Source organism: Luteibacter sp. W1I16, from assembly GCF_050434905.1.
Lineage (GTDB): Bacteria > Pseudomonadota > Gammaproteobacteria > Xanthomonadales > Rhodanobacteraceae > Luteibacter.
Genome location: NZ_JBNDJJ010000001.1, coordinates 2,094,595 through 2,121,543 on the forward strand (window position 1 = coordinate 2,094,595; position 26,949 = coordinate 2,121,543).

Genomic DNA, 26,949 nt, shown 5'->3' on the forward strand with positions numbered 1-26,949 from the left:
GCGTTAGGGCGCCGCCGCCTGCCGGTCATGCCGCCACCTCCACGGCACGCTCCCGCGCGGCCGCCGGCATGTGCTCGTCGAGCATGAAAGACGCCGGCCCGCCCCGCCAGAGACGGTCGAAGAAGGCTCCCACGCCGGCGTTTCCGGTTGCCAGGTCGCAACTCAGGCGGAGTAGTTCCGCGCCGGGAACCGCGAGACCGCCGGGACGTCGCACCAGGAACGGTTCGATGCCCCGCGCGATGCCGTGCGCCGCTTCCCTGTAGACCGGTGCCCGTTCCGGAAGCAGGGTGGCGAGGTCGAGCAGTGTCTCGCCGATACCGGCAAGTCCGTCGTGTACGCCGGGCGACAGGGCATGACGCCGCAGCAGGTCACCTTCCGCGTCGATCACGATATCGCGATAGCGGATGTCGCCCGTGCAGGCGAAGAACCGCGCGACGACGGCGAGGATCCCCGCCGTCCCGTTTCGAAGGTACGGAAAGAGCGTCGCGCCGCCGACCTCGGCGGGCCACGTCGCCGCGCCATCCGGATTGATGCCACGTTGTGCCAGGTCGAAAGCGAGGCCGTCACGCGCACCACGAAGATAGCGCCCGTCACCGGTGGCTACGTGCAGGTGCAAGAGGAACAGCGCGATGCCAGAAGCACCGTGGGCGAGGCCGACCGGTTGTGTCGTACCGCGAGGCCAGTGCAGCATGCCCTTGTCGATGCGCGCGTCGCGCAGGAGCATGTCACCGGCGCCGCACGCGTCGGCGAGGAACGCCGCATCGGTGGTTTCGTGCCACGCCTTCATCCTCGCGAGCCCCCAACCCGCCAGCCCGTCATGGAGGCCATGACGCTCGCGGAGGCGTTCGCCCGACGGCCTTCGGAGCAGCGACACCGCCTCGGCATGCGCGTGCGCGTCGAACAACACCCAGGAAATGCCCGCGTCGCCATACATGAGGCTTTCGCCGCGGTCTTTCGCTCGCCGGCAGCCATCCAGCACATATGCCAGCAAGCCCTCCGGTGCCGGCCTGCCTCCGCGCAAGTACGCGTGCAGCACGCCAGCGGCACCGTGCGCCACGCCCCAGGGATGTGTTTCGAAAACCTCGGGGCCGGCGGGCACGTAGCGATCCGCGCGGGCTCCGCACGCACTTTCGTCGATATAGGCGAACAAGGCGGCCGCCGCGTCGGCGGTGGTATCGACTGATGACACGCGGTATGGGACGGGTACGGTATCGCGAGGCAGCGCGTCAAGCGACTCGCGCAACGACGCCATGGCCACCAGGGGCGGGGGTCGCCGGGCCGTGTCGTTGGCAAGAAAGCATTCGATGGCGTTGGCGAAGGCATCCGGATAGCCCATGTCCATCGACACGCGGTGCGCGAATCGGAGCGCGGCACTCCTGTCCAGTGGCAGCATCGCATTGATGGGCATGATCGCGGCGGCAAGGTTCGCACCGAAGGCATATATATCTTCAGCCAGGGCATCCGCAGGGGTGCCACGCGTCGGCGTCGGGGATGCGAACCCAGGCGTTCGCACGTCCATGGGATGGTCCAGACCCTCCTCGACCGCCGATTCCAGGTCGATGAGCCGCGTACCGCCATCGGGGGTGACGATGCAGTTGTGGAACGACAAGTCCCCCATCGAGATACCCGCGGCATGCAGCCGTTCGAGGTTCAAGGCGATGCTGGTGAAGACGGCCACGACTTCGTCGAGGAAGCCGGCGACATCCCCACGGGTCGCGCGCACCTTCAACCACGGGTAACGGCGCGCCAGCCAGCTGCGCAACGTATCGCCCTCCACGTATTCCTCTACGAGGTAGCTATGTTCCCAGTCCTGGAAGTAGGCGACCGGCGCCGGAGCGATGCGCAGGGGCGCCAGCCGGCGCAATAGCCGGTACTCCTTGCGCAGCATCGCCGTCGCCGTGTCACCTCCCCCGATGAAGGGGCGTGCCTCTTTCACGATGACGGACCGGCCTTCGTCGAGATCGTCGGCCAGGTATATCCCTCCGGCCGCCGAGAACGACAAGGGACGCTTGATGCGGTAGCGACCTCCACCCAGCAGCGCGGTACCGCGCGGGTCGCCCGCTTCCTCCCGCGGGAAGGGATCGCGCAGCCAGTCGGGGAGGTGGAAGTACGGTTTGCGCTCGTCCGGCTCCAGCTGCCCGTCCGGCCCGCGCAACAGCCACTCGTGGCGGCTGTCCGCCGCGACACGGTATCCGCCCGCGATACCGCCGTAACGGTAATAGAGGACGCGCGAATCGCGGTAACGCCGGTCGCTCAGTATGTAGGGTCCGGCGTATCCGGATAGCGCGACGTGGAGATCGTCGATGATGCCGCGGAAGTCGGTGGCATCACGCGGATAGACGGTGATGAACTTACCCGAGCCGCCGCGAGGCCAACGCTTCCCGTTGACCGCGGCATGTATCCGCGCATCCGCCGCGAACTTGAAGGCGACGCCCGCGGCGGCCAGCATCGCCGCCGCGATCGAAAGGACGATACGGGCGGTCGAGGCGACCGACGAGATGTGTATCTTCCATCCCTGGGCCGGCAAGGCGGCGTCCGGCGGCGCGCAATGCATCCAGATGCCGGAGCGCCGCATCTCCCAGTGATCCGGAACGATCTTTCGCACCGGGTCGACGAAATCCGCCGGATCGATGACGTGTCTTCCATAGGGCTCGAAGAACTCACGATCGATCGCGGTGTAGTGCATCAGTTCGGTACGTCGCTCCATGCTTCGGTGCTTCCCGTGAAGGTTTGGCGGGGGTGGTTCAGTCCTCGAATCCATCCGAGTTAGCGGTCGAGCAGGCGCGATGGCTGCAGCTGCTGTAGTTGGTGTTCGTCACGTCGGCGGAGTCCATTTCCGCCAACAGGCGCTGAAGATCCAGTATCCGTTCCATGCCACACCTCTCTCATCGGTATCGGGTTCCGCACCCGCGGGGCGCGGGTGCACGGCGAATCTAGGTACCGCGGCCGTCGGCGGCAATGAGGCGGCGCCTGCGTGGGACCGGTTTCTTCACGCGCCCTGCATGTTTCTTTCATGCCGCATCGAAAGCGGTCGATCCGATGTCCGGAAATGAACGAGCGCGTCCGTTTCCGGACGCCGCTTCAGTCGCCAAGGGGAAGCCGGACCGTGGCGACGGCTCCCACGCCGCCGGCCCTCGCGGCGAGTTCCACGGTGCCACCGTGGGCTTCGACGATCAGGCGGGTAAGACTGAGGCCGATACCCGATCCTTCCGGCTTCGTGGTGAAGAACGGAACGAACAGTGCGTCGCTGGAGGGCAAGCCTGTACCGCTGTCCTCGATGACCACGCGGACATGGCGCCCCTCCACCCGCCAGTCCAACCGGACGGTGCCCGAGACGGGAAGCGCCGCCTCGACGGCGTTACGCAGGAGGTTGATGAAAGCCTGCGTCAGCTGGTCCTCGTCGCCGCTCATGGCCACGGCCTCCGAGCCGCCGACCTCCACGGGCAGGCGCCGGTCCAGCATCGCCAGCCTGGCGAGCGTGTGGTCCAGGCGAAAACCCTTCGGTTGCGGCGGCGGAAGCCGCGCGAGCTTGCCGTAACCGGAAAGGAAACGGGCCAGGGATATGGCGCGTCGCTCGATGACTTCCAGGCCGATCCGCAACTCCTCCCTCGCCTCGGCCACATCACGGTCCGCCAGGAGGGTCGAGAGACTGCCTGCCAGTGAGCCGATCGGAGTGAGCGAATTGTTCAACTCATGGCTCAGCACACGGATCAGGCGCTGCCACGCCCGCCGCTCTTCCTCGCCCAATGCGACGCGAAGATCGCGCAGCATGACCAGCCGGTGCTGCCGCCCCTCGCTGCGCCACGAGGCGCGGCGTATGGACCAGCGTCCGCTTCCGCCGGGGAAGCGCCAGTTGAAGACGGCGTTGTCGGGCGCGGCGAGCACTTCGGCAAGTCCGAGCGGCCCCAGGTGACGGCCTATGACCGCCGTCCTTTCCGCGCCGATGAGCTTGCGGGCGGCGGGATTGATGAGGCGCAAGGTGTCGTCTTCGTCGACGACGAATACCGGATCGCCCAGCGCGATGAGCGTCTTGCCCAGGAAGCGCGAGGTTTCAGCCCGCTTCCTCCGTCCCTCGCGCAGTTCGTCGGAAAGCAGGTTCACGTCGGCGACCAGGTCCTGCAAGGGATCGTAGCCGGGACGGACCCTGCCCCGCATGCCCCAGTCGCCCTCGCGCAAGGCCCCGAGCAGGTCGGACACCACATCCAGCGTTCCCAGCACGCGACGCCCCGCGAGCCAGCCCAGCAGAAGCGTCAACCCCAGCCCGATGGAGAAAGCGCTCGTGCGCATCGGCCACGGAAGCCCATCGACCAGCGCCAGCACGCCCCCGGCCGCGATCATCGGCAGCAGCACGATGCCCGCCCAACGGACGGTATCGCGGTGCATCCTGGAAGGATGCCCGGCAGGCACCCATTTCCCTAGCACCTGGGAACAAGGAGACCAGCAAGGTTCATCCGATGAACTCCGTCCCCTTCGCCCTGTGCTTCCCCAGGCGGCGATACAGCGCCTGGCGCGATATGCCAAGTGAATCGGCGGCGCGTTGCAGGTTGTACTCGTTGCGCTCGAGCGCGTTCCTGACCAGGAGTTCCTCGGCCTCCGGCAAGGTGAGGTTGTCGAGCGCCATCGGCGTGTCGCTCAGGCGGCGGAGCGCGAGACCTTCCGCATCGATCGTGTCATGGTTGCCGAGCAGCGCGGCGCGTTCGATCGCATGCTCCAGTTCGCGCACGTTACCCGGCCAGTCGTAGGTTCTCAACGCACGCTCGGCGGAAGGCGAAAACGTCATCGCGCCACGCCCGCGGCGCCGGCAGTCGCGCAACATGAAATGGCGGGCGAGCGGCACGATGTCGTCCTGGCGCTCACGCAAGGGTGGCAAGCGGACCTGCATGGCGTTGAGCCGGTAGAGCAGGTCGCGGCGGAACCGGTCGCTGCGTATGGCGGCATCGAGATCGGCGTTGGTCGTGGAGATGATCCTCACGTCGACACGCCGCGTACGCATGGTGCCGCCACGTTCCAGTTCGCCCTCCTCGAGCACGCGCAGCAGCTTTGCCTGTTGCAGGGGGTGGATGCTGGCTATTTCCTCCATGATCAGGCTTCCGCCGTGCGCCAGCTCGAAGCGGCCGGATCGCGGCACCGGCTTGTCTTCGCCGAACATCTCGTCGGCGAAACGAGCATCCGGCAGGCTACCCATGTCGACGCGGATCACCGGATGTGCCGCGCGCCCGGACAACGCGTGGATCTCGCGGGCGAACAACGACTTCCCCGTGCCGTTTTCGCCAAGGATGAGCACATTGGCGTCGCCGACGGCGATCCTTCCGATCAGTTCGACCACGCGGCGCATGGCGGACGAGTCGCATACGCGGAGCATGTCCCCTGCCTGGCGCGCAAGGGCGGTCTCCGTGCGCAAGCGCCTGTTCTCCTCACGGATCTCGCCCAGGGCGATCTGGCTGCGCAAGGTGTGGATCATCCGCGCGTTGTTCCATGGCTTCTCGATGAAATCGGCGGCGCCCAGGCGCATCGCCTGCACCGCCACGTCGATGCTTCCCCAGGCGGTCATGGCAACCAACGGCAATTCCGGCGCATCTTCCCGAATCCGTACGACGAGTTCGAGACCCTCGTGTCCGGACGTGGTGTCGGCGGTGTAGTTCAGGTCGACGAGGGCGCAGGAGAATTCACGCCGCGAGACCGCATCGAGCGCCGCCGCCGGAGAATCTACCTCGACCGATGGAATGCCTTCCGAACGCAACAGCATCCGCATCGCCAGCCGTACGTCCGGATCGTCATCGACGACAAGTACGGGAACCGTGATTTCATGATCTCGATACATACCTGTCCTTTTCAGTTAACGCGCACGACGCCCCACGGTTCCACGGCGCCCGCCCGCCATGCGGGCAGTAGCACCGCGGCGACCGTGGCCGCGATCATCGTGGGTGCCACCGTGGCGATCACCCACGGGTCGCGCATGCCGAGGAATGGTTCCGCCGTGAGCAACCATCGATGCAGGGCGAACGCGGCTGACAAGCCCGCGGCAATGCCGGGGATGGCCCAAGCCAGCGCACGCCTGACTACCTGCGCCATCAGTTCGGCCGGAGTCGCGCCCAGCGCGCTGCGCAAGGCGAACATGCGGCGACGCGACATCACGTCGACCGCCTGCACCGAATAGTGTCCGACGCTGGCGAGCGCCACGGCGAACGCGGCGAACAGGGACATGAGCACGGCATCGCGACGAGGAGCCGCCGAGGCGGCTCGCGCGACCTCGTCGAGGGTACGCCCTTTATCCGGGGAGAGCGATGGCGCGACGTCCGCCACGATACGCGTGAAAGCGTCACCGGTAACGGGCCCCACGTTCCGTCCCCGCAGCACCGCGTGAAAGGATGTCCACTGGCGGACGATGCCGAACGACGCACGATCGACCTGCGCGAGTGGAACGAAGACAGCCGGTTCCGCCGGTGCGGAGAGACCGGCGAGCGCGGTATTGGCGACCACCCCTACGATGCGCGCGACAGGCCCGCCGGATGCGGGATGCACCGTGCCGCCGATGCCGCGCCCGTCCATCTGTTCGAGGTAGGCGCGGTTCACCATCACGACGGGCCCGGCGTCGGCGCGGTCGCCATCGTCGATCCATCGGCCGCCGGTCTTTTCCAGTCCGAGCGACTCCAGCGCGCCCGGTGTCACCACCACGTATTGCAACCGCTCCACGGTGCCGCCTGGACGAAGGAACGGCATGACGAAGCCATCGCCGACGGGGAGCTGGGTGGACCATCCCATGGTTTCGACGCCCGGCAGTTGCAAGGCCCTCGCGCGCAGCTTCCGCAAGAGACCATCGACAGCCTCGCGGTCCGCGTAAGAGGCGACGGGGGCGCGCATCTCCATCACCATGGCGTGCGAATGGTCGAACCCCAGCGGAAGCTGGTCGAGCCGCCACCAACGCAACGTCGCCGCCGCGGAGGCGCAAAGCAGCAAGGTCGCCAGTGCCGTCTGCGCCATGGTCATCGCCGAGTACATCCGGCGCTTTGCGAGCCCGCCGGCCGGATGGCCGGTGACGGCGACGTGCTGGCGCAGGGCGGGCTCCGCCCTGGCGCTGATCGCGGCGCCTACCGTCGCCACCGAGGCGACGGCCAGGGTGCTGACGAAAACAACGGCCAGCACGCCGCGGCCTGGCTCCAGCGGGCCAGCCGACGCCAGCCAACTTTCCGGCACGAGCGGATGGAAGACGGCTACCAGGACGCGACCGGCGAGCACGCCCACCACCGCGGCGAGCACCGCGATCGCCAGGGCGGTGGCCAATGCCGGCATCCAGGGGCGCCAGCCCGTCGCCCCCAGAGCGAAGAGCAAGGACGTTTCGTGGCTCCTGTCGAGCGCGCGGGTGAGCATGAGGTTGGAGACGTTCATGCCGGCCACGACAAGCACGAGCAAGGCACAGCCGACGCTGAGCCAGATGGTCGTTCCTGCCCCGCGGGCCATCAATTCATCCACGGGCGTCGCGCCGTACCACCGGGTGTCCGCGGGCCCCAGGCCGAGGTTCGCGGCGTTGCGCGCGGCCGTGTTCCCGATGTGCGCGGATAACGCCGCGACGCTCCCGGCCGGCACCCGGGCGATCGCGGTCATGTTTTCCCCGGTGTCGAAAGCCGCCGTGGAAAGACTCGAAGGCAGGACCAGGTCGACGTCGGTGAAGAACCGGTAATCCGCAGTCAGCACGCCACGTATTCGCATCGGTTGTCCGTCGACGGTCAACATCCGGCCGATCGCCGTTTCATCGGCTCCGAACCAGCGCCGCCACAACGCATCCGACAACAGCACCTCCGGCAGTCCGGCGCGGAAGCTCATACGCTGACCAAGCGCCGGAAGTACGCCGAGCGTGGGAAGAAACCCGCGGTCGACACGTTGTGCCCGCAGCAGGCCCCTATGACGGCCCTGGACGACATTCACCGCTTCGGGCATCCGCGCCGCGCCGCGCGAGAGCACCATGGAAGGATCGCCCACCAGGCTGTAGAGCCTGGGCGAGATCGCCCGCATGGGATCGTCCGCGGTCCGGCCACCGTAGATCGCCAGGCTGGCGTGGTTCGGCCACGGCGGCGGCCTCAGCAGGACGGCGTCCAGAAGCGTGAGCGCACCAACCAGGGCGGCTACCCCGATAGCCAGCGTCAGCGACGCCAGCAGGAGGGCACCGGACTGGCGCGGAAAGATCCGCGGCATATAAACGATGTGCCTGGGGCGTTTCATGGGAACGACGCGCTGTGCCGATGCTCGTCGAGGCCCGACTCCACTTCGCTCTGCGACTGCCTGAACGTGCTCTCGTCGACTACCCTGCCGTCGAGAAGCCGAATGGTGCGATCGGCCATCGAACCGAAGCGATCGTCGTGCGTCACCATGCAGATGGTGCGGCCGGCGACGTGCAGGCGGCTCAGCAAGGTCATCACGGTCTCGCCGTTGTGCAGGTCGAGGTTGCCGGTCGGTTCGTCCGCAAGCAGGATCGACGGGTCGCCCGCCAGCGCCCGCGCCACCGCCACGCGCTGCTGCTGGCCGCCGGACAGCTGCGCCGGATAATGGCGCATCCGATGTGCCATGCCGACGCTGCCCAGTGCTTCGACGACCCGGCGTGCGCGATCGCGCGCCGGCATGTCCTTCCGGAAGCTCAGCGGCAGGGCGACATTGTCCGCCACGCTCAGGTCATCGATCAGGTTGAACGCCTGGAATACGAAGCCGATGTGGCGGTTGCGCATGCGCGCGCTCCGCCCGTCCCAGCGACTCGACCGACTCGCCGCGGAAACGGAATTCTCCATGGCTGGGCACGTCCAGAAGACCCATCAGGGACAACAGCGTGGTCTTCCCGCAGCCCGAGGGACCGGCGATCGAAACGAATTCCCCCTGCCGTATGGCGAGGTGGACGTCGGTCAGCACCTGGCACTCGATCGACCCTGCGTGGAAAACCTTGCCGATGCCATGCATCTCGATGATGACTGGCCGCGCGTACGCTTGCATCGCGGAACTCCGGTGCGGCGGTTCACCCAGCCTAGCCGCAGTCCATGGCGTTGTCCCGGCCGCTATACCGTCCTGTGTCAAGAAGACGCCAACGCTGCCGGAAAGACGTAGCGATCGACCCGCCGGGGCCCCGGGACGAGGAATGCGCGCCTCTTCCCCGGGAGGGGCCGGCATACCCTCTTCACCCCTGTGAAAACATTGCGTCCCAACGACGTAATCGTTTACATGTAACGCCATTTACGTCGCCACTTCGTTGCCCGATGCCAGTATCCTTGCCCGCTTGACGTGCTCCGCCCGCCGTCGCTCCGTCCCCAAGGCCCCGCTCATGAACCGAGATCCCCGCATCGAAGACCTGCTCGCCCGCATGACCCTCGAAGAGAAGGTCGGCCAGTTGGGCGTATTCGCCGATGCCGTACGTCCCTTCGCCCCCGACATCAATCCAGAGACGAATGCGCGCGGCGCCGCCGAGGTGCTGGAGCAGGTCCGTGCCGGACGGGTCGGCGCATTGTTCAACGGTGTGGGCGCGGCGGAAGGCCGTGAAGCCCAGCGCGTCGCCGTGGAGGAGAGCCGGCTGGGCATCCCATTGCTTTTCGGTGCCGACGTGATCCACGGCATGCGCACCGTCTTCCCCATTCCGCTCGGTGAAGCGGCCAGTTTCGAACCGGATCTCGCCGAACGCACCGCGCGCGCCACCGCCGTGGAAGCCACCGCGGCGGGCGTCCACTGGACGTTCGCACCCGCCGTGGATATCGCCAGGGATCAGCGCTGGGGCCGGGTGGCCGAAGGTGCCGGTGAAGACGTGGTGCTGGGTTCGGCGTTCGCCGCCGCGCGCGTGCGTGGCTTCCAGGGTCCCGACCTGACGGCGGACGACTCGCTCCTCGCCACGCCAAAACACTTCGCCGCGTATGGCGCCGTCGCCGGCGGCATGGAATACAACGCCGTGGACATCGCGCCGCAGACACTGCGCGATGTCCACCTGCCGCCCTTCAAGGCGGCGCTGGATGCGGGCGCCCTCACCTTCATGAGCGCGTTCAACGACATCAATGGCGTACCGGCGTCGGCCAACCGGGAATTGATGACGGATATCCTGCGTGGCGAATGGGGCTTCAAGGGGCTCGTCGTTTCCGACTACACGGCGGACATGGAACTGATCGCCCACGGCTTCGCCGACGACGAGCGCGACGCGGCGCGACTGGCCTTCCTCGCCGGCGTCGACATGAGCATGCAGAGCGGTTTCTATGCGGCGCACCTGGCCGACCTGGTCGAGAAAGGCGACGTCCCGATGGAAGTACTCGACGAAGGCGTGCGGCGCGTGCTTTCGGTGAAGCAGGCGATCGGCCTGCTCGACAACCCGTACCGTTCGCTCGACCCGTCCGTCGAGGCGGACACCTCGCCGAACGCCGCTCACGCGGCGCTCGCGCGCGACGCCGCGCGGCGCTCCATCGTCATGCTCAAGAACGACGGCGTGCTGCCACTGCGCAAGGCCGGCCAGAAAGTCGCGCTGATCGGGCCGTTCGCATCCGACGTGGACAACCTCGAAGGCTGCTGGACACTCTTCGGTGACAAGCGGCGCCATGTGAATATCGAGACCGGCGTGCGTGACGCGCTGGCGGACGGGCATTCGCTCGAGGTCGTCGAGGGCTGTGGCTTCGAAGACGCCATCGAAGGCGGCATCGATGCCGCCGTGGCCGCGGCCAAGCGGGCGGACGTGGTGCTGCTCGCCATCGGCGAGCCGCAGAACTATTCCGGTGAAGCGCAATCGCGCACGCAGATCGTGGTACCGCCGGCACAACAGGCGCTGACGGAAGCCGTCGCCGCGGCGGGCACGCCGGTGGTGGTGCTACTGAAGAACGGCCGCGCCCTGGCGCTCACCGGCGCCGTGCGCGAGGCCAACGCGATCCTCGTCACCTGGTTCCTCGGTAGCCAGACGGGCCCGGCGATCGCCGACGTCGTCTTCGGTGACTACAACCCCTCGGCGCGCCTTCCCGTGAGCTTTCCGCAGGATTCCGGCCAGCAGCCGTATTTCTACAATCACCTGCGCACGGGGCGGCCGGAGCTCGCCGACCAGCCCCCGGCGTTCAAGTCGCGCTATCGCGAAGTCACGTTCGAGGCGCTTTATCCTTTCGGGCACGGGCTCAGCTATACGAGTTTCGAGTACAGCCCGCCCCAGGTGAAGGCGAGGATAGGCTGGAACGAAACCATCGTCGTATCGGCCACCGTGACCAACACGGGGAAGATCGCGGGTGAAGAGGTCGTGCAGCTGTATATCCATGACCGCGTGGCCAGTCGCGTCCGGCCCGTGCGCGAACTGAAAGCGTTCCGCAAGATCATGCTGGCTCCCGGCGCGTCGGAAGAAGTGTCCTTCGAACTGACGCGCAGGGACCTCGCTTTCACGCATCGCGACGGCACGACGTTCGAGGCCGAACCCGGCGATTTTCAGGTGTGGATCACCGGTTCGTCGGCGACGGGCAGCCCGGCGACCTTCGTCCTTTCGAAGCCGTGATGCGATAAGCCATGGCACTTCGCGGCGGGGGACTACGTCACCCTGCGCTCCCGCCGCTGCCCGGGTCGCCATCGTTGCCTTAGCGTACGCTCCCCACAAGGAGCATCACGATGAAGGAACGAACCGGGACTTCCCGCCGCGCGCCCGGAGGCCGACGATTCATCGCCTTTTGCGTGGCCTCGGTCGCCACCTCGTGCACCCTCGCCGTGACCTCGCCCACACGCTATGACGCGTCACCGATCACCTGGGGTCCCTGCGCGTCCGACATGGTCACCGAGCGCTGGATCACCACCTGGGGCGACCGGCTCGAGTGCGGCAGCATGTTGGCGGCGGCGGATGAATCCGTTCCGGACGCAGGCTCGTTCACCATCGGAATGGTTCGGGTCAAGGCGGGGCAACCCGACCGGCGGGAAGGCTCCATCTTCTTCAACTTCGGCGGCCCCGGCGCCAATCCGCTCGACTTCCTTCCGCCCACCGCGCGCCTGTGGGCTTCGCGGTCCCTCGATCATCCGCTGGACGGCGACAAGCGCCGCCTGGCGGACCGTTTCGACCTTGTCGCGGTGGTGCCGCGAGGGTTGCGCGGTGGCACGCGCTTCGCATGCGGCCGCTATCCCGCCTTCCTTGGCGAGCACGATCCGACCGTCTACCTGGCCGACTGGAACTGGGCCGGCTTCGTCCACGCCGCCCGGGACTACGCGAACAGCTGTGGTCAGGATCCGCTCCATCCGTACATCGGCACGTTGCAGCACGTCGTCGACATGGAACATGCGCGGCGCGTGCTGGGTGAACCCGTGCTGCATTTCGTCGGCATCTCTTACGGGACATGGGTCGGCGCCTTCTATGCGTCGATGTACCCGGAGCACGCGGGCCGCATCGTGCTGGATTCCGTCATGAACCATGCCGGCACATTCGAGCAGCAGGTGAACAGCTACCCCATGGAGCGCCAGGTCGACTTCGCGCGGACGGCCTTGCGTCCGGCGCTCGCGCGGCCCGGCGCGTTCGGCCTCGGAACCGATCCACGCAAGGTCATGTCCCGATTTCGCGCCATGCCCTACCAGGCGCTCCAGGCGTGGGCCAGGGCGATCACGACGCCACACGATCTCGTTGCCGCATTGACCATGGCCGACTGGATGCGTGGCGATCCCAAACCTACCAGCGAGCGGTTGAGGTCACGCGTGCGGAATCATGTCTTCAGCACTATTCCCTCGCTGGATGACGCGATCAGGCGCGTGGCCCTGGAACTTGCGCCCCTGCTCGAAGAGACCACCGACCCGACCGTCGACGCCGTCGTCGACTTTTCCGTGTACATGGCCGTCGTCTGCGGCGATACGCCATGGCGGAACGATACGAAGGCACTGCGGGCACTCGCCAGTGACGTCGCGACGAAATATCCCGCCGCGGGCGGTGGCGCGATCCTGACGGGACTGATTTGCGCCCACTGGCCGTCGGCGCCCCGGTGGCGGCCATCCCTCGCGCGACTGGCGAAAGCTCCGCCCTTGTTGATGATCCACTCGGAATTCGATCCGGCGACGCCGCTAAGCGGGGCGATAAGGGCCTTCAACGCATCGCCCGGGGCCTACCTGGTGCTTGCGCGCGGCGCAGGCCAGCACGGGCTGTTCGGTCAATCCGCGACACCGTGCGTCGAGAAGTCGGTGGGCCGTTTCCTGCTTACCGGCGAGCCTCCCCACCCGCACGAGTCGGTATGCGACTTCGTGGCTACGCCGGCGATCCGGCAAAGCCGGGATGTGGACGGCACGCCGACCGAAAGCGAAGTGCGCGACGAACTGGAATCCCTCCTTCGCCACAGCTGACTGCATGGATCCGCCACGTACCTTGGTACGATGCGGTGGCCCGCCGGTGAAGCGCATAATCGTCGCCATACCAGCTATCGGAATGCGCGAATGAACGACCTGACCGGCAAGGTCGCCCTCGTCACGGGCGCCGCCAGCGGCATCGGCCGCGCCATCGCCACGGCATACGCGAAAGCCGGAGCGCGAGTGGCCGTTGCCGACATCGACCATCAGCGGGCCGACGAGGCCGCCGCGGAGATCCATGGGCACGCCATCGGCATCGCCATGGATGTCACGGACGAAGCACAAGTCGAGTCGGGCTTCGCCCGCACGGAGCGGGAACTGGGCGCCGTCGACATCCTGGTGAGCAATGCGGGAGTACAGATCATCTCGCCGCTGGTCGAGCTTTCCTTCGCCGACTGGAAACGCATGCTGGCGATCCACATGGACGGTGCGTTCCTCACCAGCCGCGCAGCCATGCGCCAGATGATCGCATCCGGCCGTGGCGGGTCGATCATCCTCATGGGATCCGCGCATTCGCACGTCGCGTCCAAGTTCAAGGCACCCTATGTCGCCGCCAAGCACGGCCTGCTCGGCCTGGCGCGGGTCATCGCGAAGGAGGGCGCCGCCAGCGGCATTCGTTCGAACGTCATCTGCCCCGGCTTCGTCCGTACGCCGCTGGTCGAGAAGCAGATCCCGGAACAGGCGCGTGAACTTGGAATGTCCGAGGACGAAGTGATTCGCAACGTGATGTTGCGCGACACCGTCGATGGCGAGTTCACCACGCTGGAAGATATCGCCGATGCCGCGCTGTTCCTCGCGGGCTTCGGATCGAACGCCCTGACGGGCCAGTCGCTGGTCGTGACGCACGGGTGGCACATGCAGTAGAGCGGTGGCGAGCCGGATCAGAACATGATCTGGGCGCGTACCTCGACGATGCGCGGATCGATGCGAACGTCACGCCGGTCACTGATGGCGCGCACGTAGTTGCCCTGCAACTTGAGGTACTTCGTGAGGTACCAGTTCGCGCCGAGGGTCCAGTCGTGCTCGGTGCCGCCGAGCGTGACGCCATCGTCGAGGTCGAGCGTGCTGTAGCGGAGCACGAACTCCCATGCGCCCCAGGGGCCCTTGGGCACCACGTCGCCGACATTGCCGGCGTTGTACGCACGGGACTCACCCGTGGCGACCCAACTGCCGAACGCATACCAACCGTGCGCCTTGTACGCTGGCTTGTTCTCGAGCTTCACCCGGGCGTCCAGGTATTCGCCCTGCACGGACCACGGGCCGCCGATCCACAAGGCCTCGAGTCCGCGGCGGTCGACATGCTCGGCCACCCGGAGCGCGCCCGAGTCGATCAGGCGCTGGGTGGCGAGACCCGCCTCCGGCAACGCGCGCAAGCGCACGCTCGGCGGCGTATGGATGCCACGGCCATCGGTCGAGCCGTAGGGTGTTTCGCGCGACAACGAGCCACCGATATGCAGGACGTCACCGGGGGAGTTCAACGGTGTCCAGGCGGCACGGCCAGCCACCATGTGGCCGTCGAGATCGCCCTGGAGGTTGCCGCCGTTGTAGTAGCCGAGCTGCACGAGGTAAGCCTTGCGCGAGAGCGCCCAGTCGATACCGAGGCGCCGGTTCGCGTAGATGGCCTGCATCGGCAGCGAGGTCTCCATGAAGGAGGTGCTCCCCGTGCTCGTATTGCCCTCGAAGCCCACCGGCGTCTTCATGAAGCCGAGGCGCACCGCCCCGGCATCGCTGCCCAGCACGGCCTTGCTCTGCAGGCGAAAGAACACGTCGAGCCAGGTCTTCGTCTGGAAATCGAACACCGCCGTGGCGTCGTACACGCCCTTCTTGCGGACGAAGAAGCCGAACTCCTTGCGGCGGTTGGTCTGCGCGTCCTCGTAGGTGCCCTCGTCATGCGAAAAGCGGTCGAGGTCGTACTGGTACTTCACCGACAAACCGATATCGGTGCCATCGGCGAACACGTAATGCGTGGGCCAGTTGCTGCGCCAGTCGTAATCGTTGCGTGCGGCATCGGCCGCCTCCGCGAGCACGGGCGCGATCAGCGCGACGGCGCCGAGGATGAACTTCTTCAAGCGGATACCCCTTCCAGGCAAGCCGACGATGCCTGCTTACGATGTGAACCTGACTATACAGCGAGCATGAGAATCCACTCAACGCCGCTCATACGTCATCGGCAGGGGACGCCAGGGCTTGAAATTCCCGTCTTCACATTCGTGGTCGAACGAGACGAACGCGCGCGGCTCAGGGACGTTGGGGCTCACGGACGAGCCGGATCTCGAACAGGGAAGGCCAACGCTTGCCCGTCACGAACAGCCGATCGTGCGCGGCGTCGTAGGCGATGCCGTTGAGCACATCGTCGCTGAGGTCGGCCAGCTTCGACCTGTCCATCAAGCCCTTCAGGTCGATCCAGCCAACGACGTGGCCGGTACCGGGATCGATGCGGGCTATGCGGTCGGTCTGCCAGATGTTGGCGTAGATCTCGCCCTTGACCCATTCCAGCTCATTGATGTTCCGCAGGGGAACGCCTTCCGCGGTCACGTCGATCGATCCGGTGCGCTCGAAGCTGGCAGGGTCGAGGACACGAATGGTCGGCGTGCCGTCGCTCATGTAGATATGTGCCGCGTCGCGGGTGAAGGCCCAGCCTTCGCCGGGGTAACGGAACCCACCGATCAACCGGAAGCTCGCCTTGTCGTAGACGAACGCGATGCCCTCCTGCCAGGTCAACTGCACCAGCTTCGTGCCGGTGGAAACGATACCTTCACCGAAATACCCGGGTGGCGTATCCAGCCGCTGCACGACCTCGCCCGTGGTGAGTTTTACCTTGCGGACGGTGGACATGCCGCGCTCGCCGGTGCTTTCGAAGAGGTAACCGTCTTCATAGAACAAGCCTTCCGTGAAGGCTTGCGCGTCGTGCGGATACGTATGGACCACCTTGTAGCCATACACGGGAATGGCGGCGGCCCCGGCCCGCGGGCCGAAGGAAACCGCGGCCAGGGCGACGAAAGCGAGCGCGGCGATCTTGTTCAAGGGAAGGACTTCCACGGCGGACGCCGCATCATAAGGAAAGGGGCGCCGAAGCGCCCCTTTGATCACCACGACACCGATCGCACGATCAGATCGCGTAGTACATCTGGAACTCGAGCGGGTGCGTACTCGCGCGGTAGCGGGTCACTTCCTGCATCTTCAGCGCGATGTAGCCATCGATGAAGTCGTCGGTGAACACGCCACCGGCCTTGAGGAACTCGCGATCCTTGTCGAGGGCGACGAGCGCCTCGTCGAGGCTGGCGCAGACCTGCGGGATGTTCTTCTCTTCTTCGGGCGGCAGGTCGTAGAGATCCTTGTCGGCCGGCGCGCCCGGGTCGATCTTGTTCAGGATGCCATCGAGGCCGGCCATCATCAGCACGGTGAAGGTCAGGTAGCCCGACTGCATCGGGTCCGGGAAACGGATCTCGATACGGCGGCCCTTCGGACTCGACACGTAGGGGATACGGCAGGACGCCGAGCGGTTGCGCGCCGAGTAAGCCAGCATCACCGGCGCTTCGAAGCCCGGGACCAGGCGCTTGTAGCTGTTCGTGGTGGAGTTGGCGAAGGCGTTGATCGCCTTGGCGTGCTTGAAGATGCCGCCGATGTACCACAGCGCCGTCTGCGACAGGCCACCGTAGAGGTCGCCCGCGAACAGGTTCTCGCCGTTCTTCGACAGCGACTGGTGCACGTGCATGCCCGAGCCGTTGTCGCCGACGATCGGCTTCGGCATGAAGGTGACGGTCTTACCGGCCTGGTGGGCGACGTTCTTGATGACGTACTTCATCGTCATCAGCTCGTCGGCCTTCTTCACCAGGGTATTGAAGCGGGTGCCGATCTCGCACTGGCCGGCGTTGGCCACTTCATGGTGGTGTACTTCGACGACCTGGCCCAGCGACTCCAGCACCTTGCACATGTCGGCGCGCAAGTCGCCGAGGCTGTCCACGGGACTGACCGGGAAATAGCCGCCCTTCACGCCCGGGCGGTGGCCGGTGTTGGTGCCGTCGTACTTGTAGCGCGACGACCACGCGGCTTCTTCCGAGCCGATCTCGTAGAACACGCGGCCCATGTCGTTCTGCCAGCGCACCGAGTCGAAGATGAAGAACTCGGGTTCCGGACCGAAGAACGCGGTGTCGGCGATGCCGGTGGACTTCAGGAAGGCTTCGGCACGCTTGGCGATGGAGCGCGGGTCGCGGCCGTAGGCCTGCATGGTGCTCGGTTCGAGCACGTCGCAATGCATGATCAGCTGCTTGTGCGCGCTGAACGGATCGAGGTGCGCCGTTTCCGGATCGGGCATGAGAACCATGTCCGACTCGTTGATGCCCTTCCAGCCGGCGATCGACGAACCGTCGAACATCTTGCCGTCTTCGAAGGTGCCCTCGTCGATGGCATGAGCGGGGAACGTGACATGGTGGTGCTTGCCGAGGATGTCGGCGAAGCGCAGGTCGACGAACTCGATTTCCTCGTCCTGGATCAGGTTCAGCACTTTGGAAGCGGCGGACATACAAACCTCGAATGGGTATGGGGCGGAGTGCGTTTAGCAATCGCTATGCCAGCGTCTCCGCCATCGACGGACCGGCCTGGGGTAAGCCTCGGCATCATAGAACGGGCAAAGGCGTCGCGTGCAAACGCACCATTTTGGTGCACAATCCGGCGCGATGCACCGTTCTGAGCGCCGACCCGTCCCGTCCGAGGCGTAACCGGTGTTACGCGGCACAATCCTTTCGCCTCCCGTGCCCAGCGGCCCCTGCCGGACTTTTCCATGCGCCAGACCCTGTTTTTGCTCGGCCTCCTGCTTGCCCACGCCAGCGTCGCCGCCACTGACACCACCGGGCAGGGAGACCCGCCGCGCACCTACGCCAACCCCCTCGACATCGACTACCGCTACAACTTCGAGCAGATGAACGAAGGGATCTCGTACCGGACGGGCGCGGACCCGGCGATCGTGAGGTATGGCGACGCGTTCTACCTGTTCCAGACGCTCGCCGACGGGTACTGGACCTCGACCGACCTGGTGAACTGGCGCTTCGTGAAGCCGGACCACTGGCCCTTCGACAGCGAGGTGGCACCGGCGACCCTGGTCGCGGACGGCAAGTTGTTCCTGATGCAATCGGCGTTCGCCCCGCGTCCGCTGATGGTGTCCACCGATCCGGCGAGTGGCCGATGGGAATTCTGGACGCGGCAGTTGCCGCCCGTGCCGGGCGCGACCCAATACGACGAAGCGGGCAAGCGGCAAAGCACGGGGCCGCTGCCGCCGGGGCCATGGGACCCCGGCCTTTTCCAGGACGATGACGGCAAGGTGTACCTGTACTGGGGCTCGTCGGACACGCATCCCCTGTATGCGGCGCAAGTCGATTTCCAGCTCGATTCCCGGGAAGGCGAAGGCAAGCGGCTCGCCTTCCTGACCAAGCCGCAGGCGGCCGTCCGGATGGACCCCGCCAACCACGGCTGGGAGCGCTTCGGCCCGGACCATTCGATGGGCGACAAGCCGGCGTACCTGGAAGGCTCGTGGATGAACAAGCACGGCGGCCGCTACTACCTCCAGTACGGCGCGCCCGGCACCGAGTACAACGTGTACGCCACGGGCGTCTACGTTGGCCGGAGCCCGCTGGGGCCCTTCGAATACGCGCCATACAACCCGGTGGGCTACAAGCCCGGTGGCTTCGTCACCGGCGCGGGCCACGGTTCCACCTTCGAGGATGCCTATGGCAATACGTGGAACGCGGGCACCGCGTGGCTCGGCGTGAACTGGACCTTCGAGCGGCGCATCGATCTCTTTCCCGCCGGATGGCACGACGATGGCCAGATGTGGATCGACACGCGGTTCGGCGACTTCCCCCATCGCATGCCTGATCGCGCGCTGCGCGATGGCGAGGACACCTTCACCGGCTGGATGCTGCTCTCGTATCGCAAGAACGTGGTCGCGTCGTCCGCGCTGCCCGGCCATCCCGCATCCACGTTGACCGATGAAGACCCTCGTTCGTTCTGGGTGGCGAAGGCGAACGAGACTGGACAAACACTCACGCTCGACCTCAGTGGCACGCCGACCGTGCGCGCCGTGCAGGTCGACTACGCGGATTACCGGTCCGGCCGGTTCGGCGATGCACCTGACCTCGTGACGCGCTTCGTCTTGCAAGGCTCCACGGACGGCGAGCACTGGACGGTACTGGCCGACTTGTCGAACGAGACGCGCGACCGCCCCAACGCCTACGTCGAATTGCGCGAACCGCGACGCCTGCGCTTCATCCGCTATGTCCACAAGCACGTGGGGGCGAAGCATCTTGCGATCTCCGACCTGCGCGTTTTCGGGAACGCGGACGGCGCGCCGCCATCCGCGCCGAAAGGCCTCACCGCGAAGCGCGGCCACGATGCCCGCGAGGCGACGGTCGCGTGGGAGCCCGTGCCAGGTGCCGTCGGATACAACGTCCGTTGGGGCCTGGCCGCCGATCGCCTGCACTCGAGCTACCAGCGTTTCGCGGACCAGCCGACATCGTTTACCCTGCGTGCTCTCAACAAGGGCGTCCGTTACGTCGTGGCCGTGGAGGCTTTCGACGAGCGTGGCGTTTCTGGCTTGTCGCAGATTGTAAACATAATTCCTTAAGAGTCGCGGCCCAGGCCGCTTCCCACCAGGCTGCTGGGTAATGGCATGACGAACGAACACGATGACGACACCCTCGACACCGGGCGGCGCCGCCTGCTCGGAGGCATGGCCGCCACGGGCGCGCTGCTTGCGCTGGGCGGGGTGCAGGAGGCCATCGCCGACGACAAGAAGCCCGCTGCACGGCCGCCCGGCGGGAAGGACCTGGATGCCTTGCTCGACAAGCACATCCAGAATGTCGTGGTGATCTATGCGGAGAACCGCAGTTTCAACAACCTGTTCGGTGACTTCCCTGGCTTGCAGCAACCCCTGAGCGCGGTGCCGCCGGAGCGGTACATGCAGCGTGATCGCGACGGAACCGTCTTCAAGACGCTTCCGCCGATCTGGGGTGGCATGGTGCCCCATGAACAGGTCGTCGATCACAAGAGTTACAAGATCGTCGAGAAAGATATCGCCGGCTTGCCCAACGCACCCTGGGCCTTGCACACGGGCGACGGCACGCCGCTGCCCCACGGTCTCGTCACGCGCGACCTCGTGCACGCGTTCTACAACAACCAGCTGCAGATCAACGGCGGAAAGAACGACGGCTTCGTGGCCTGGGGCGACAATGGCGCGCTCACCATGGGCTACTACGCCAGCACGCCCGTGCACCTGCGCCTCTGGCGCCTCGCCGAGCAGTTCACCCTCTGCGACAACTTCTTCATGGGCGCGTTCGGCGGCTCGTTCCTCAACCACCAGTACCTCGTGGCCGCGCAGCCGCCCTTCTATCCCGACGCGGGCAAGAGCCCGGCGCAGTTCAACATCGCGGTGACCGAAAGCGGCGACCCGCAGGATCACCGCCTGAAGATGGCGGAGGACTCACCGGCCAGCGCCATGCAGGGCAAGCCGAAGTTCGCCCACCATAATTCGCTGACGCCGGATTTCCGGGCCGTCAACACCATGGGACCGCCCTACTCGCCCGGCTTCAACGTGGATCGCAAGAACCCCTTGCTCACCGATGCGACCAGCGCGAATACGCTGCCGCCGCAAACGCACAAGCACATCGGCGACCTGCTGTCGGACAAGGGTGTCGACTGGGCATGGTACGCGGGCGGCTTCCAGGCCGCCCTCGACGGAAAAGGCGACGGCACGGATGGCGGCTTTCCGCAGACGCCGAACTTCCAGGCCCACCACCAGCCACTGAACTACTTCGTGTCGCTGGCCCCGGGAACCGAGGCTCGCAAGCGGCACCTGCGTGATGGTGGCCTGGGAGAGACATCGGCGACCAATCGCTTCCTCGCCGACGTGGACGCGGGCAAGCTACCGGCGGTGACGTTCTACAAGCCGCAAGGCGATCTCAACATGCACGCGGGTTACTCCGACGTGGAAGCGGGCGACCGTCACATCGCCAACGTGGTCCACCACCTGCGCAAGAGCGCGCAATGGAAGAACATGCTGGTCATCGTCACCTTCGATGAGAACGGTGGCTGGTGGGACCATGTCGCACCTCCCAAGGGCGACCGCTGGGGGCCGGGCACGCGCATTCCCGCGCTGGTGATCTCGCCTTACGCGAAACGCGGTCACGTGGAACATACGGTCTACGACACAGGCTCCATCGCCCGCTTCATCACCCGCAGGTTCAAGCTGGAAACCCTGCCCGGTCTGAAGATGCGCGACGACGCGATGATCGCCGCTGGCGGACCCGCGCCCGGCGACCTGACCGAGACGCTGGACTTCAGCCTCAAGGCCTAGCCACCGCTCAGTGTCCCGGCGTGCCGCCCGAGGCGAACGGCGGCTTCGCGAACCAGATCGCGATCATGGCCAGCCCGAACATCAGGCCGAAGACCCAGAAGACGTCGTTGACGGCGAGGGTCGCGGCCTGCATGTCCACGATACGGTTCAACGCCGCGTTCGCCGTGGGGCCTTGCACGCCGAAAGCCTGGAAGCGGTCGAGGTACTCCGTCGACGCCCGGCTGCCCTCGGAGACGTTTTCGGCAAGCACCGCGTGATGGTAGGTCGTCCGATGCGAGTACATCGTCGTACTGACCGCCGTGGCGATGCTGCCGGCCAGCGTGCGGAAGAAATTCGAGAGGCCGGAGGCGCTGGCCACGCGCTCGTCGGGCAGGCCGGACAGGATGATCTGGTTCACCGGCACGAAGAACAACGCCACGCCCGCCCCCATGCACATGCGTGGAAGCGCCAGTTCGCTGTAAGGCGCGTTGGTGCTCAACGTGGACATGTAGAACGACGCGCCGGCGAAGATGGCGAAGCCGACCGTGTTCAGCAGACGCAGGTCGAACTTGTTCTGGAAGGCGCCGACCAGCGGTGACATGACGATGGCCAGCAGGCCGATCGGCGCGACGACGAAGCCGGCCCATGTGGCCGTATAGCCGAGCACCTCCTGTACCCACATCGGCATGACCACCGTGCCACCGAAGAACGCGAACATGCCCAACGAAAGGCATAGCACGCCGACGAGGAAGTTCCGTTTGCCCAGCAGGCGCAGCTCCACCACGGGGTTCTTGTGCATCAGCTCCCAGGCGACGAGGAAGGTCAGGCACACCAGCGATACGATCGCCAGCACGGTGATTGTCTTCGAGGTGAACCAGTCGTCGTCGTTGCCGTTGTCGAGCATGAACTGCAGGCAGCCCACGCCTACGGCGAGGAGGAACAGGCCCACCGCGTCGACCGGCATCTTCACGATCTTCGATTCGCGGTCGCGCAGGAGCGCATACGTGACCACGATGGCGAACAGGCCAACGGGAATGTTGATGAAGAAGATCCACGACCAGTGGTAGTTGTCGGTGATCCAGCCGCCGAGGATGGGACCGAACACGGGCGCCACCACGACGGTCATCGCCCATAACGCCAGCGCGATCGGGCGTCTGGCCACCGGATAATTGTTCAGCAACAGGGTTTGCGACAACGGCACCATCGGCCCCGACACGGCCCCCTGGCACAGGCGGAACACGATGAGCATCGGCATGCTTTGCGAGAAGCCGCACAAGGCCGAGAACACCACGAACAACGTCACCGAGATGGCGAAGGTGCGCACTTCGCCGAAGCGCCGCGCGATCCAGCCGGTCAGCGGCTGCATCACCGCGCTCGCCATGGAGTATGCGCTGATCGCCATCGTGCCTTCGTTGCTGCTGACGCCGAGGTTCCCGGCGATGGTCCGCACCGACACGTTGACGATGGATATATCGAGCACCTCCATGAACGTGGCGAACGCCACGCCGGCGGTCAGGAGCGCCAGTTGCGCGCCGCGCAGCGGTGGCCTCGACTGGCCGCTCCCGTTCGGTGCCGCCATGGTTCAGCCGCCACGCCTTGCCGCCGCGACCGGCTTCGGCACCGCGTCGACCGTGTTGGCGCGAATGATTTCCTGAGCGCGTTCGTCGGCGCGGTCCATCTCCTGCTCGTACACGTTGGTGCTCGCCAACGGCTTGTCCCGCGGGGTTTCCGCCAGCACCCGGCCGTCGCGATCGTGCGTGTCCACGTTCACGTACGTGGACAAGCCGATGCGCAGGGGATGCTTGCGCAGGTCGTCGGCGTTTATCGCCACGCGTACCGGCAGCCGCTGCACGACCTTGATCCAGTTGCCGGTGGCGTTCTCTGCCGGCAAGAGCGAGAAGGCGCTGCCCGTGCCCGCGTTGAGGCCGACCACCGTGCCGTGGTATTCGACATCGGAGTACATGTCCGTCGTTATCTTCACCGGTTGCCCGATGCGGATGTTTTCGAGTTGCGTTTCCTTGAAGTTCGCGTCCACCCACAGGTCGGATAAGGGAACGACCGTGAGCAGGTCCTGCCCGGGCTGGATCCGTTGCCCGACCTGCACCTGGCGCCGGGCCGCGTAGCCTTCGATGGGTGAGACGATCGCGTTCCGCCCGTTGTTCACCCATGCGTTGCGGAACTGCGCACGCGCCTGGATCACCGCGGGAAAGTCCTCCACGGTGGTGCCATCCACCTGCGCGTGGGCGGCCGCGGCCTCGCGTTCGGCGGCCTGCAAGGCAGCCATCGCCTGCTGCATCTGCCGCTTGCCGGTGTCCACTTCCTCGGCCGATACCGCCCGGCGCTCCAGCAAGGGATGACGACGGTTGTATTCGTCGCGAGCCTGCTCGTACTGGGCGCGACGCTGCGGAATCGCCGCATCGGCCTGGTTCGCCTGCTGCATGCGCGCCTGCGCCTCGCGAACGGCCTGGGCGAGTTGTCCTTCGGCGTTCATCAGGGCGACGCGGGCATCGACGGGATCGAGCTTCACCAGTACCTGCCCCTGGTGCACGCGTTCGGTTTCCTCGACCGCCACTTCGACCACCGTACCGGCGACACGGGAAGAAATCGTCACCATGTCGCCTTTCACGTAGGCATCGTCGGTGGTTTCCCGCTGCGAGAAGACGAAGATGTAGAGCAGCAGCCAGACAAGACCGGCGAGGACGAAGACGGCGGCGATGGCGGAGAGGATGATCACCTTCTTGCGCCGGGCCTTCGGGTCGTCCTTCGTTTCCTCCTTCTTCTTTTCGTCCTTGTTTTCGTTTTTCTCGCGCCGCGCTTCGTCGTCGCGGGGTTCGTCTTTCTCTGGAGTCATCGCGTTGAGTCCTTTCCGGCGGCAGGTGCCGGAAGATCGGGCAGGTCGTCGACGTGGTAGCCGCCGCCGAGCGCATGGATGAGGGACAGGTTGGCCGAAAGCATCTGGCTGGCGAGTTGCAGGCGCGCGTCGCGTTGCTGGTCCAGTTGCATGTCGGCGTTGAGCCAGGTGCGGTCGTCGATCAGGCCCTTCGAGCGGCGATCGGCGGCCTTGGCCTTCTGTGCCGCCGTCGCTTCGTACTGGCGGTCCACCTGCAGGCGCTGGTCGTCGAGCATCCGCAGCGTGGCGACGCCTTGCGCGATCTCACCCGCCGCCTGCACCACGGCCCCGTCGTACTGGGCGACGGCGCTGTCCAGCTGTGCCTGCGCGCTCTCGTACTGCGCGCGCAAGCGCCCGCCACTGAAGATCGGCAATTGCACGCTGGCACCCACGTTGCCGAGGGTCAGGTCGGTGCGCGTGCCCGAGCCCAGGTCGGGATAGGTGCGCAGGAACGCGCCGAGGGCCATCAGGCTCACGTCCGGATAGTAGGCCTTGCGTGCCTGGTCGATGTTTTTCGACGAAGCCTCGATCCGCCAGCGCGCGGCGGCGATGTCGGGCCGCCGTGCCAGCAGGCCGAGCCGGGCGTCGGGCGGAAGGCTCGTATCGGGCGACGGCAACGGCGTCGACGTCAGCGCGCCCAACTCGTCCGGCGAGACGCCGGCCAGCGCCGCGAGTTGCACGCTATCGAGGTTCGCGGCGCCTTCGAGTTGCGCTTCCGAGCGGCGCAACTGCGCGAGCTGCGCGTCGGCCTGGTCGAGTGCCGAGGGATCGTCCAGGCCGCTGCGCACGCGCAGCGCGACCAGTTCACGGTACTGCGCCGAACTCGAGGCGGCATGGCGGGCGATGGCGAGGCGTGCCTGCTGCGCTTGCCAGTCGAAATAGGTATTCACTACGTTGTATTGAAGCGACGTCGCCACCGACGCCCGCTCCGCTTCGGCCGCGCGGGCCTGTCCCACGGCCGCGGCCACGGCATCCTTCTGCTTGCCCCAGAGATCGAGGTCCCATGTCGCCAGCGCACCGGCCACGCCGCTGTTGCTCCAGCTATGCCCGGGGTTGAGCTGGAAACGCTGCGCGCTACCCGCGGCGCCCGGCACGTCGCCGCGTACGGCCACGTCGCTATAACCGTGCGTACCGTCCAGCAAGCCGCGCACCTGCGGATTCAGCTCGGCTCTGGCGGTGTCGACGGCACGCAGCGCCGCGCGGTAGCGTGCTTCGGCTTGCTCCATGTCCGGCGAGCCACGCATGGCGAGGTCGACGACGCGATCCAGCTGGGCGTCGCCATACCGCTTCCACCATTCCGCGCGCGGCCAGCCCGCCTGCGAGGTGGGCAATCCCGCGAGAGGCACTTCATCGCGTGGCACGAAGGCCGGAGGCCTCACCGGGGGAGCGCATCCGGCGAGCGCCAGCAACGCGACGATGACGGCGACGCGCATGCCGCCGTGGGGACGGCGCGTCCGTTGGATGAATGACGCCATGGCAGTTCCGTATCGGAAGTTCTTGCGACCGGGCGGCCACGGGGGGCCGCCCGCCATGCGTCACCGAACATATCAGCGCCCCGCGTGGGCATCGCGTGACGGGGTGGGGTGGCCTGCGGCTAAGCTATGGGGCCGTCCCCTATCGGAAAGTCCCCGACGTGAACGACCTGATCAGCGCCATCCTCCTCGGCATCGTCGAGGGGATCACCGAATTCCTGCCCATCTCCAGCACCGGTCACCTGCTTATCGCCGAACGTTGGCTCGGTGCCCGCTCGGACCTGTTCAACGTGGCGATCCAGGCAGGCGCGATCCTCGCCGTCACCTTCATCTACTGGCGCACGTTGTGGAGCCTGGCCATGAACTGGCGCAGGCCGGAGACGCGCGACTACGTGCTGAAACTGCTGGTCGCCTTCCTGATCACCGCGGCGCTCGGCCTCGTCGTGGCCAAGCTCGGCTTCAAGTTGCCCGAGACCGTCACCCCCATCGCCTGGGCCCTCATCATCGGTGGCATCTGGATGATGCTGGCGGAGAAGCTCGCCGCGCAGCGGCCCGAACGCGCTTTCATCACCTGGAAGGTGGCGATCCTCGTCGGCCTGGCCCAGATCGTCGCGGGCATCTTTCCCGGCACGTCGCGATCCGCCGCCACGATCTTCATCGCCATGCTCGCCGGTACGAACAACCGCGCGGCGGCCACGGAGTTCGCCTTCCTCGTCGGCATTCCCACGATGTACGCGGCGACCGGGTATGAGTTGCTGAAGACCTTCCAGCACGGCGGTGCCGCCGGTGAAGACTGGACCGGGCTGGGCGTGGCTTTCGTGGTGTCCACGATCGTCGCCTTCGTGGCCGTGAAATGGTTGCTCGGCTACATCCGTTCGCATCGATTCACCGCCTTCGCCATCTATCGCATCGCGCTGGGTATCGCGCTGTTGCTGCTCCTGCCGGCCGGCGGCTGAGACCCGCGACAA

Annotated in this window: 19 protein-coding genes; 6 read left to right on the forward strand and 13 right to left on the reverse strand. The window is 66.4% G+C overall.

The genetic code is table 11. From position 1 onward, the window contains the following. Nucleotides 1–25 precede the first annotated feature (25 nt). The 7 genes from lanKC to QFZ41_RS09385 form a co-directional block, all read right to left on the reverse strand. Nucleotides 26–2,707, reverse strand: a complete 2,682-nt coding sequence (lanKC, locus tag QFZ41_RS09355; protein WP_429198508.1) for a class III lanthionine synthetase LanKC — start codon at nucleotides 2,705–2,707, stop codon at nucleotides 26–28. Nucleotides 2,708–2,744: 37 nt separating this feature from the next. After that, nucleotides 2,745–2,873 (reverse strand): hypothetical protein, encoded by a 129-nt coding sequence (locus QFZ41_RS09360; protein WP_429198509.1) that lies wholly within the window; start codon nucleotides 2,871–2,873, stop codon nucleotides 2,745–2,747. 208 nt (nucleotides 2,874–3,081) lie between these two features. Further along, on the reverse strand, nucleotides 3,082–4,383 hold the full coding sequence (locus QFZ41_RS09365; protein ID WP_429198510.1) for a sensor histidine kinase: 1,302 nt from the start codon (nucleotides 4,381–4,383) through the stop codon (nucleotides 3,082–3,084). Between the two features lie 64 nt (nucleotides 4,384–4,447). Further along, nucleotides 4,448–5,821 (reverse strand): sigma-54-dependent transcriptional regulator, encoded by a 1,374-nt coding sequence (locus QFZ41_RS09370; RefSeq protein ID WP_429198511.1) that lies wholly within the window; start codon nucleotides 5,819–5,821, stop codon nucleotides 4,448–4,450. Between the two features lie 11 nt (nucleotides 5,822–5,832). Next, nucleotides 5,833–8,190, reverse strand: a complete 2,358-nt coding sequence (locus QFZ41_RS09375) for an ABC transporter permease (RefSeq protein ID WP_429198512.1) — start codon at nucleotides 8,188–8,190, stop codon at nucleotides 5,833–5,835. A 23-nt stretch (nucleotides 8,191–8,213) separates the two neighbouring features. After that, nucleotides 8,214–8,717: an ABC transporter ATP-binding protein gene (locus QFZ41_RS09380; protein ID WP_429198513.1), complete on the reverse strand. Its 504-nt coding sequence runs from the start codon at nucleotides 8,715–8,717 to the stop codon at nucleotides 8,214–8,216. Beyond that, on the reverse strand, nucleotides 8,665–8,976 hold the full coding sequence (locus tag QFZ41_RS09385) for an ATP-binding cassette domain-containing protein (RefSeq protein WP_429198514.1): 312 nt from the start codon (nucleotides 8,974–8,976) through the stop codon (nucleotides 8,665–8,667). Before QFZ41_RS09385 ends, QFZ41_RS09380 begins: the two co-directional genes overlap by 53 nt. 325 nt (nucleotides 8,977–9,301) lie before the next feature. On the opposite strand from QFZ41_RS09385, the gene bglX reads away from it, so the two are divergent. From bglX to QFZ41_RS09400, 3 genes are all read left to right on the forward strand, one after another. After that, nucleotides 9,302–11,479 carry a beta-glucosidase BglX gene (gene bglX / locus QFZ41_RS09390; RefSeq protein WP_429198515.1) on the forward strand — a complete coding sequence of 726 codons (2,178 nt, stop codon included), beginning with the start codon at nucleotides 9,302–9,304 and terminating at the stop codon, nucleotides 11,477–11,479. A gap of 110 nt (nucleotides 11,480–11,589) precedes the next feature. Next, nucleotides 11,590–13,290, forward strand: coding sequence for an alpha/beta hydrolase (locus QFZ41_RS09395; RefSeq protein ID WP_429198516.1), 1,701 nt, complete (start codon nucleotides 11,590–11,592; stop codon nucleotides 13,288–13,290). A 90-nt stretch (nucleotides 13,291–13,380) separates the two neighbouring features. After that, entirely contained in the window at nucleotides 13,381–14,157 is a 777-nt protein-coding gene (locus QFZ41_RS09400; RefSeq protein ID WP_429198517.1) for a 3-hydroxybutyrate dehydrogenase, read from the forward strand. Between the two features lie 17 nt (nucleotides 14,158–14,174). Here QFZ41_RS09400 and QFZ41_RS09405 read toward each other — a convergent pair whose 3' ends face one another. From QFZ41_RS09405 to glnA, 3 genes are all read right to left on the reverse strand, one after another. Further along, nucleotides 14,175–15,368 carry an OprO/OprP family phosphate-selective porin gene (locus tag QFZ41_RS09405; protein ID WP_429200212.1) on the reverse strand — a complete coding sequence of 398 codons (1,194 nt, stop codon included), beginning with the start codon at nucleotides 15,366–15,368 and terminating at the stop codon, nucleotides 14,175–14,177. A gap of 163 nt (nucleotides 15,369–15,531) precedes the next feature. Further along, nucleotides 15,532–16,317 (reverse strand): glutaminyl-peptide cyclotransferase, encoded by a 786-nt coding sequence (locus QFZ41_RS09410; protein ID WP_429198518.1) that lies wholly within the window; start codon nucleotides 16,315–16,317, stop codon nucleotides 15,532–15,534. A gap of 85 nt (nucleotides 16,318–16,402) precedes the next feature. Then, nucleotides 16,403–17,815 carry a type I glutamate--ammonia ligase gene (gene glnA / locus QFZ41_RS09415; RefSeq protein ID WP_306848445.1) on the reverse strand — a complete coding sequence of 471 codons (1,413 nt, stop codon included), beginning with the start codon at nucleotides 17,813–17,815 and terminating at the stop codon, nucleotides 16,403–16,405. A gap of 258 nt (nucleotides 17,816–18,073) precedes the next feature. Here glnA and QFZ41_RS09420 point away from each other — a divergent pair, with 258 nt between their 5' ends. Both QFZ41_RS09420 and acpA read left to right on the forward strand, forming a co-directional pair. After that, a complete protein-coding gene (locus QFZ41_RS09420; RefSeq protein WP_429198519.1) occupies nucleotides 18,074–19,912 on the forward strand; it encodes a family 43 glycosylhydrolase in 1,839 nt (612 codons plus the stop codon). A 45-nt stretch (nucleotides 19,913–19,957) separates the two neighbouring features. Next, complete coding sequence (gene acpA / locus QFZ41_RS09425; protein ID WP_429198520.1) at nucleotides 19,958–21,640, forward strand: acid phosphatase; 1,683 nt, start codon at nucleotides 19,958–19,960, stop codon at nucleotides 21,638–21,640. Nucleotides 21,641–21,647: 7 nt separating this feature from the next. Here the strand turns inward: acpA and QFZ41_RS09430 are convergent, their stop codons facing one another. The 3 genes from QFZ41_RS09430 to QFZ41_RS09440 are packed head-to-tail and all read right to left on the reverse strand — an operon-like array spanning nucleotide 21,648 to nucleotide 25,984. Continuing rightward, the gene (locus QFZ41_RS09430; RefSeq protein ID WP_429198521.1) at nucleotides 21,648–23,198 is read right to left on the reverse strand and encodes a DHA2 family efflux MFS transporter permease subunit; all 1,551 of its coding nucleotides are present in this window, start codon (nucleotides 23,196–23,198) and stop codon (nucleotides 21,648–21,650) included. A 3-nt stretch (nucleotides 23,199–23,201) separates the two neighbouring features. Continuing rightward, a complete protein-coding gene (locus QFZ41_RS09435; RefSeq protein WP_429198522.1) occupies nucleotides 23,202–24,470 on the reverse strand; it encodes an efflux RND transporter periplasmic adaptor subunit in 1,269 nt (422 codons plus the stop codon). Then, nucleotides 24,467–25,984, reverse strand: a complete 1,518-nt coding sequence (locus tag QFZ41_RS09440; RefSeq protein WP_429198523.1) for an efflux transporter outer membrane subunit — start codon at nucleotides 25,982–25,984, stop codon at nucleotides 24,467–24,469. The genes QFZ41_RS09435 and QFZ41_RS09440 overlap by 4 nt, the downstream gene beginning before the upstream one ends. A gap of 158 nt (nucleotides 25,985–26,142) precedes the next feature. Between QFZ41_RS09440 and QFZ41_RS09445 the strand changes: the two genes are divergently transcribed. Next, on the forward strand, nucleotides 26,143–26,937 hold the full coding sequence (locus QFZ41_RS09445; RefSeq protein WP_429198524.1) for an undecaprenyl-diphosphate phosphatase: 795 nt from the start codon (nucleotides 26,143–26,145) through the stop codon (nucleotides 26,935–26,937). Nucleotides 26,938–26,949 lie beyond the last annotated feature (12 nt).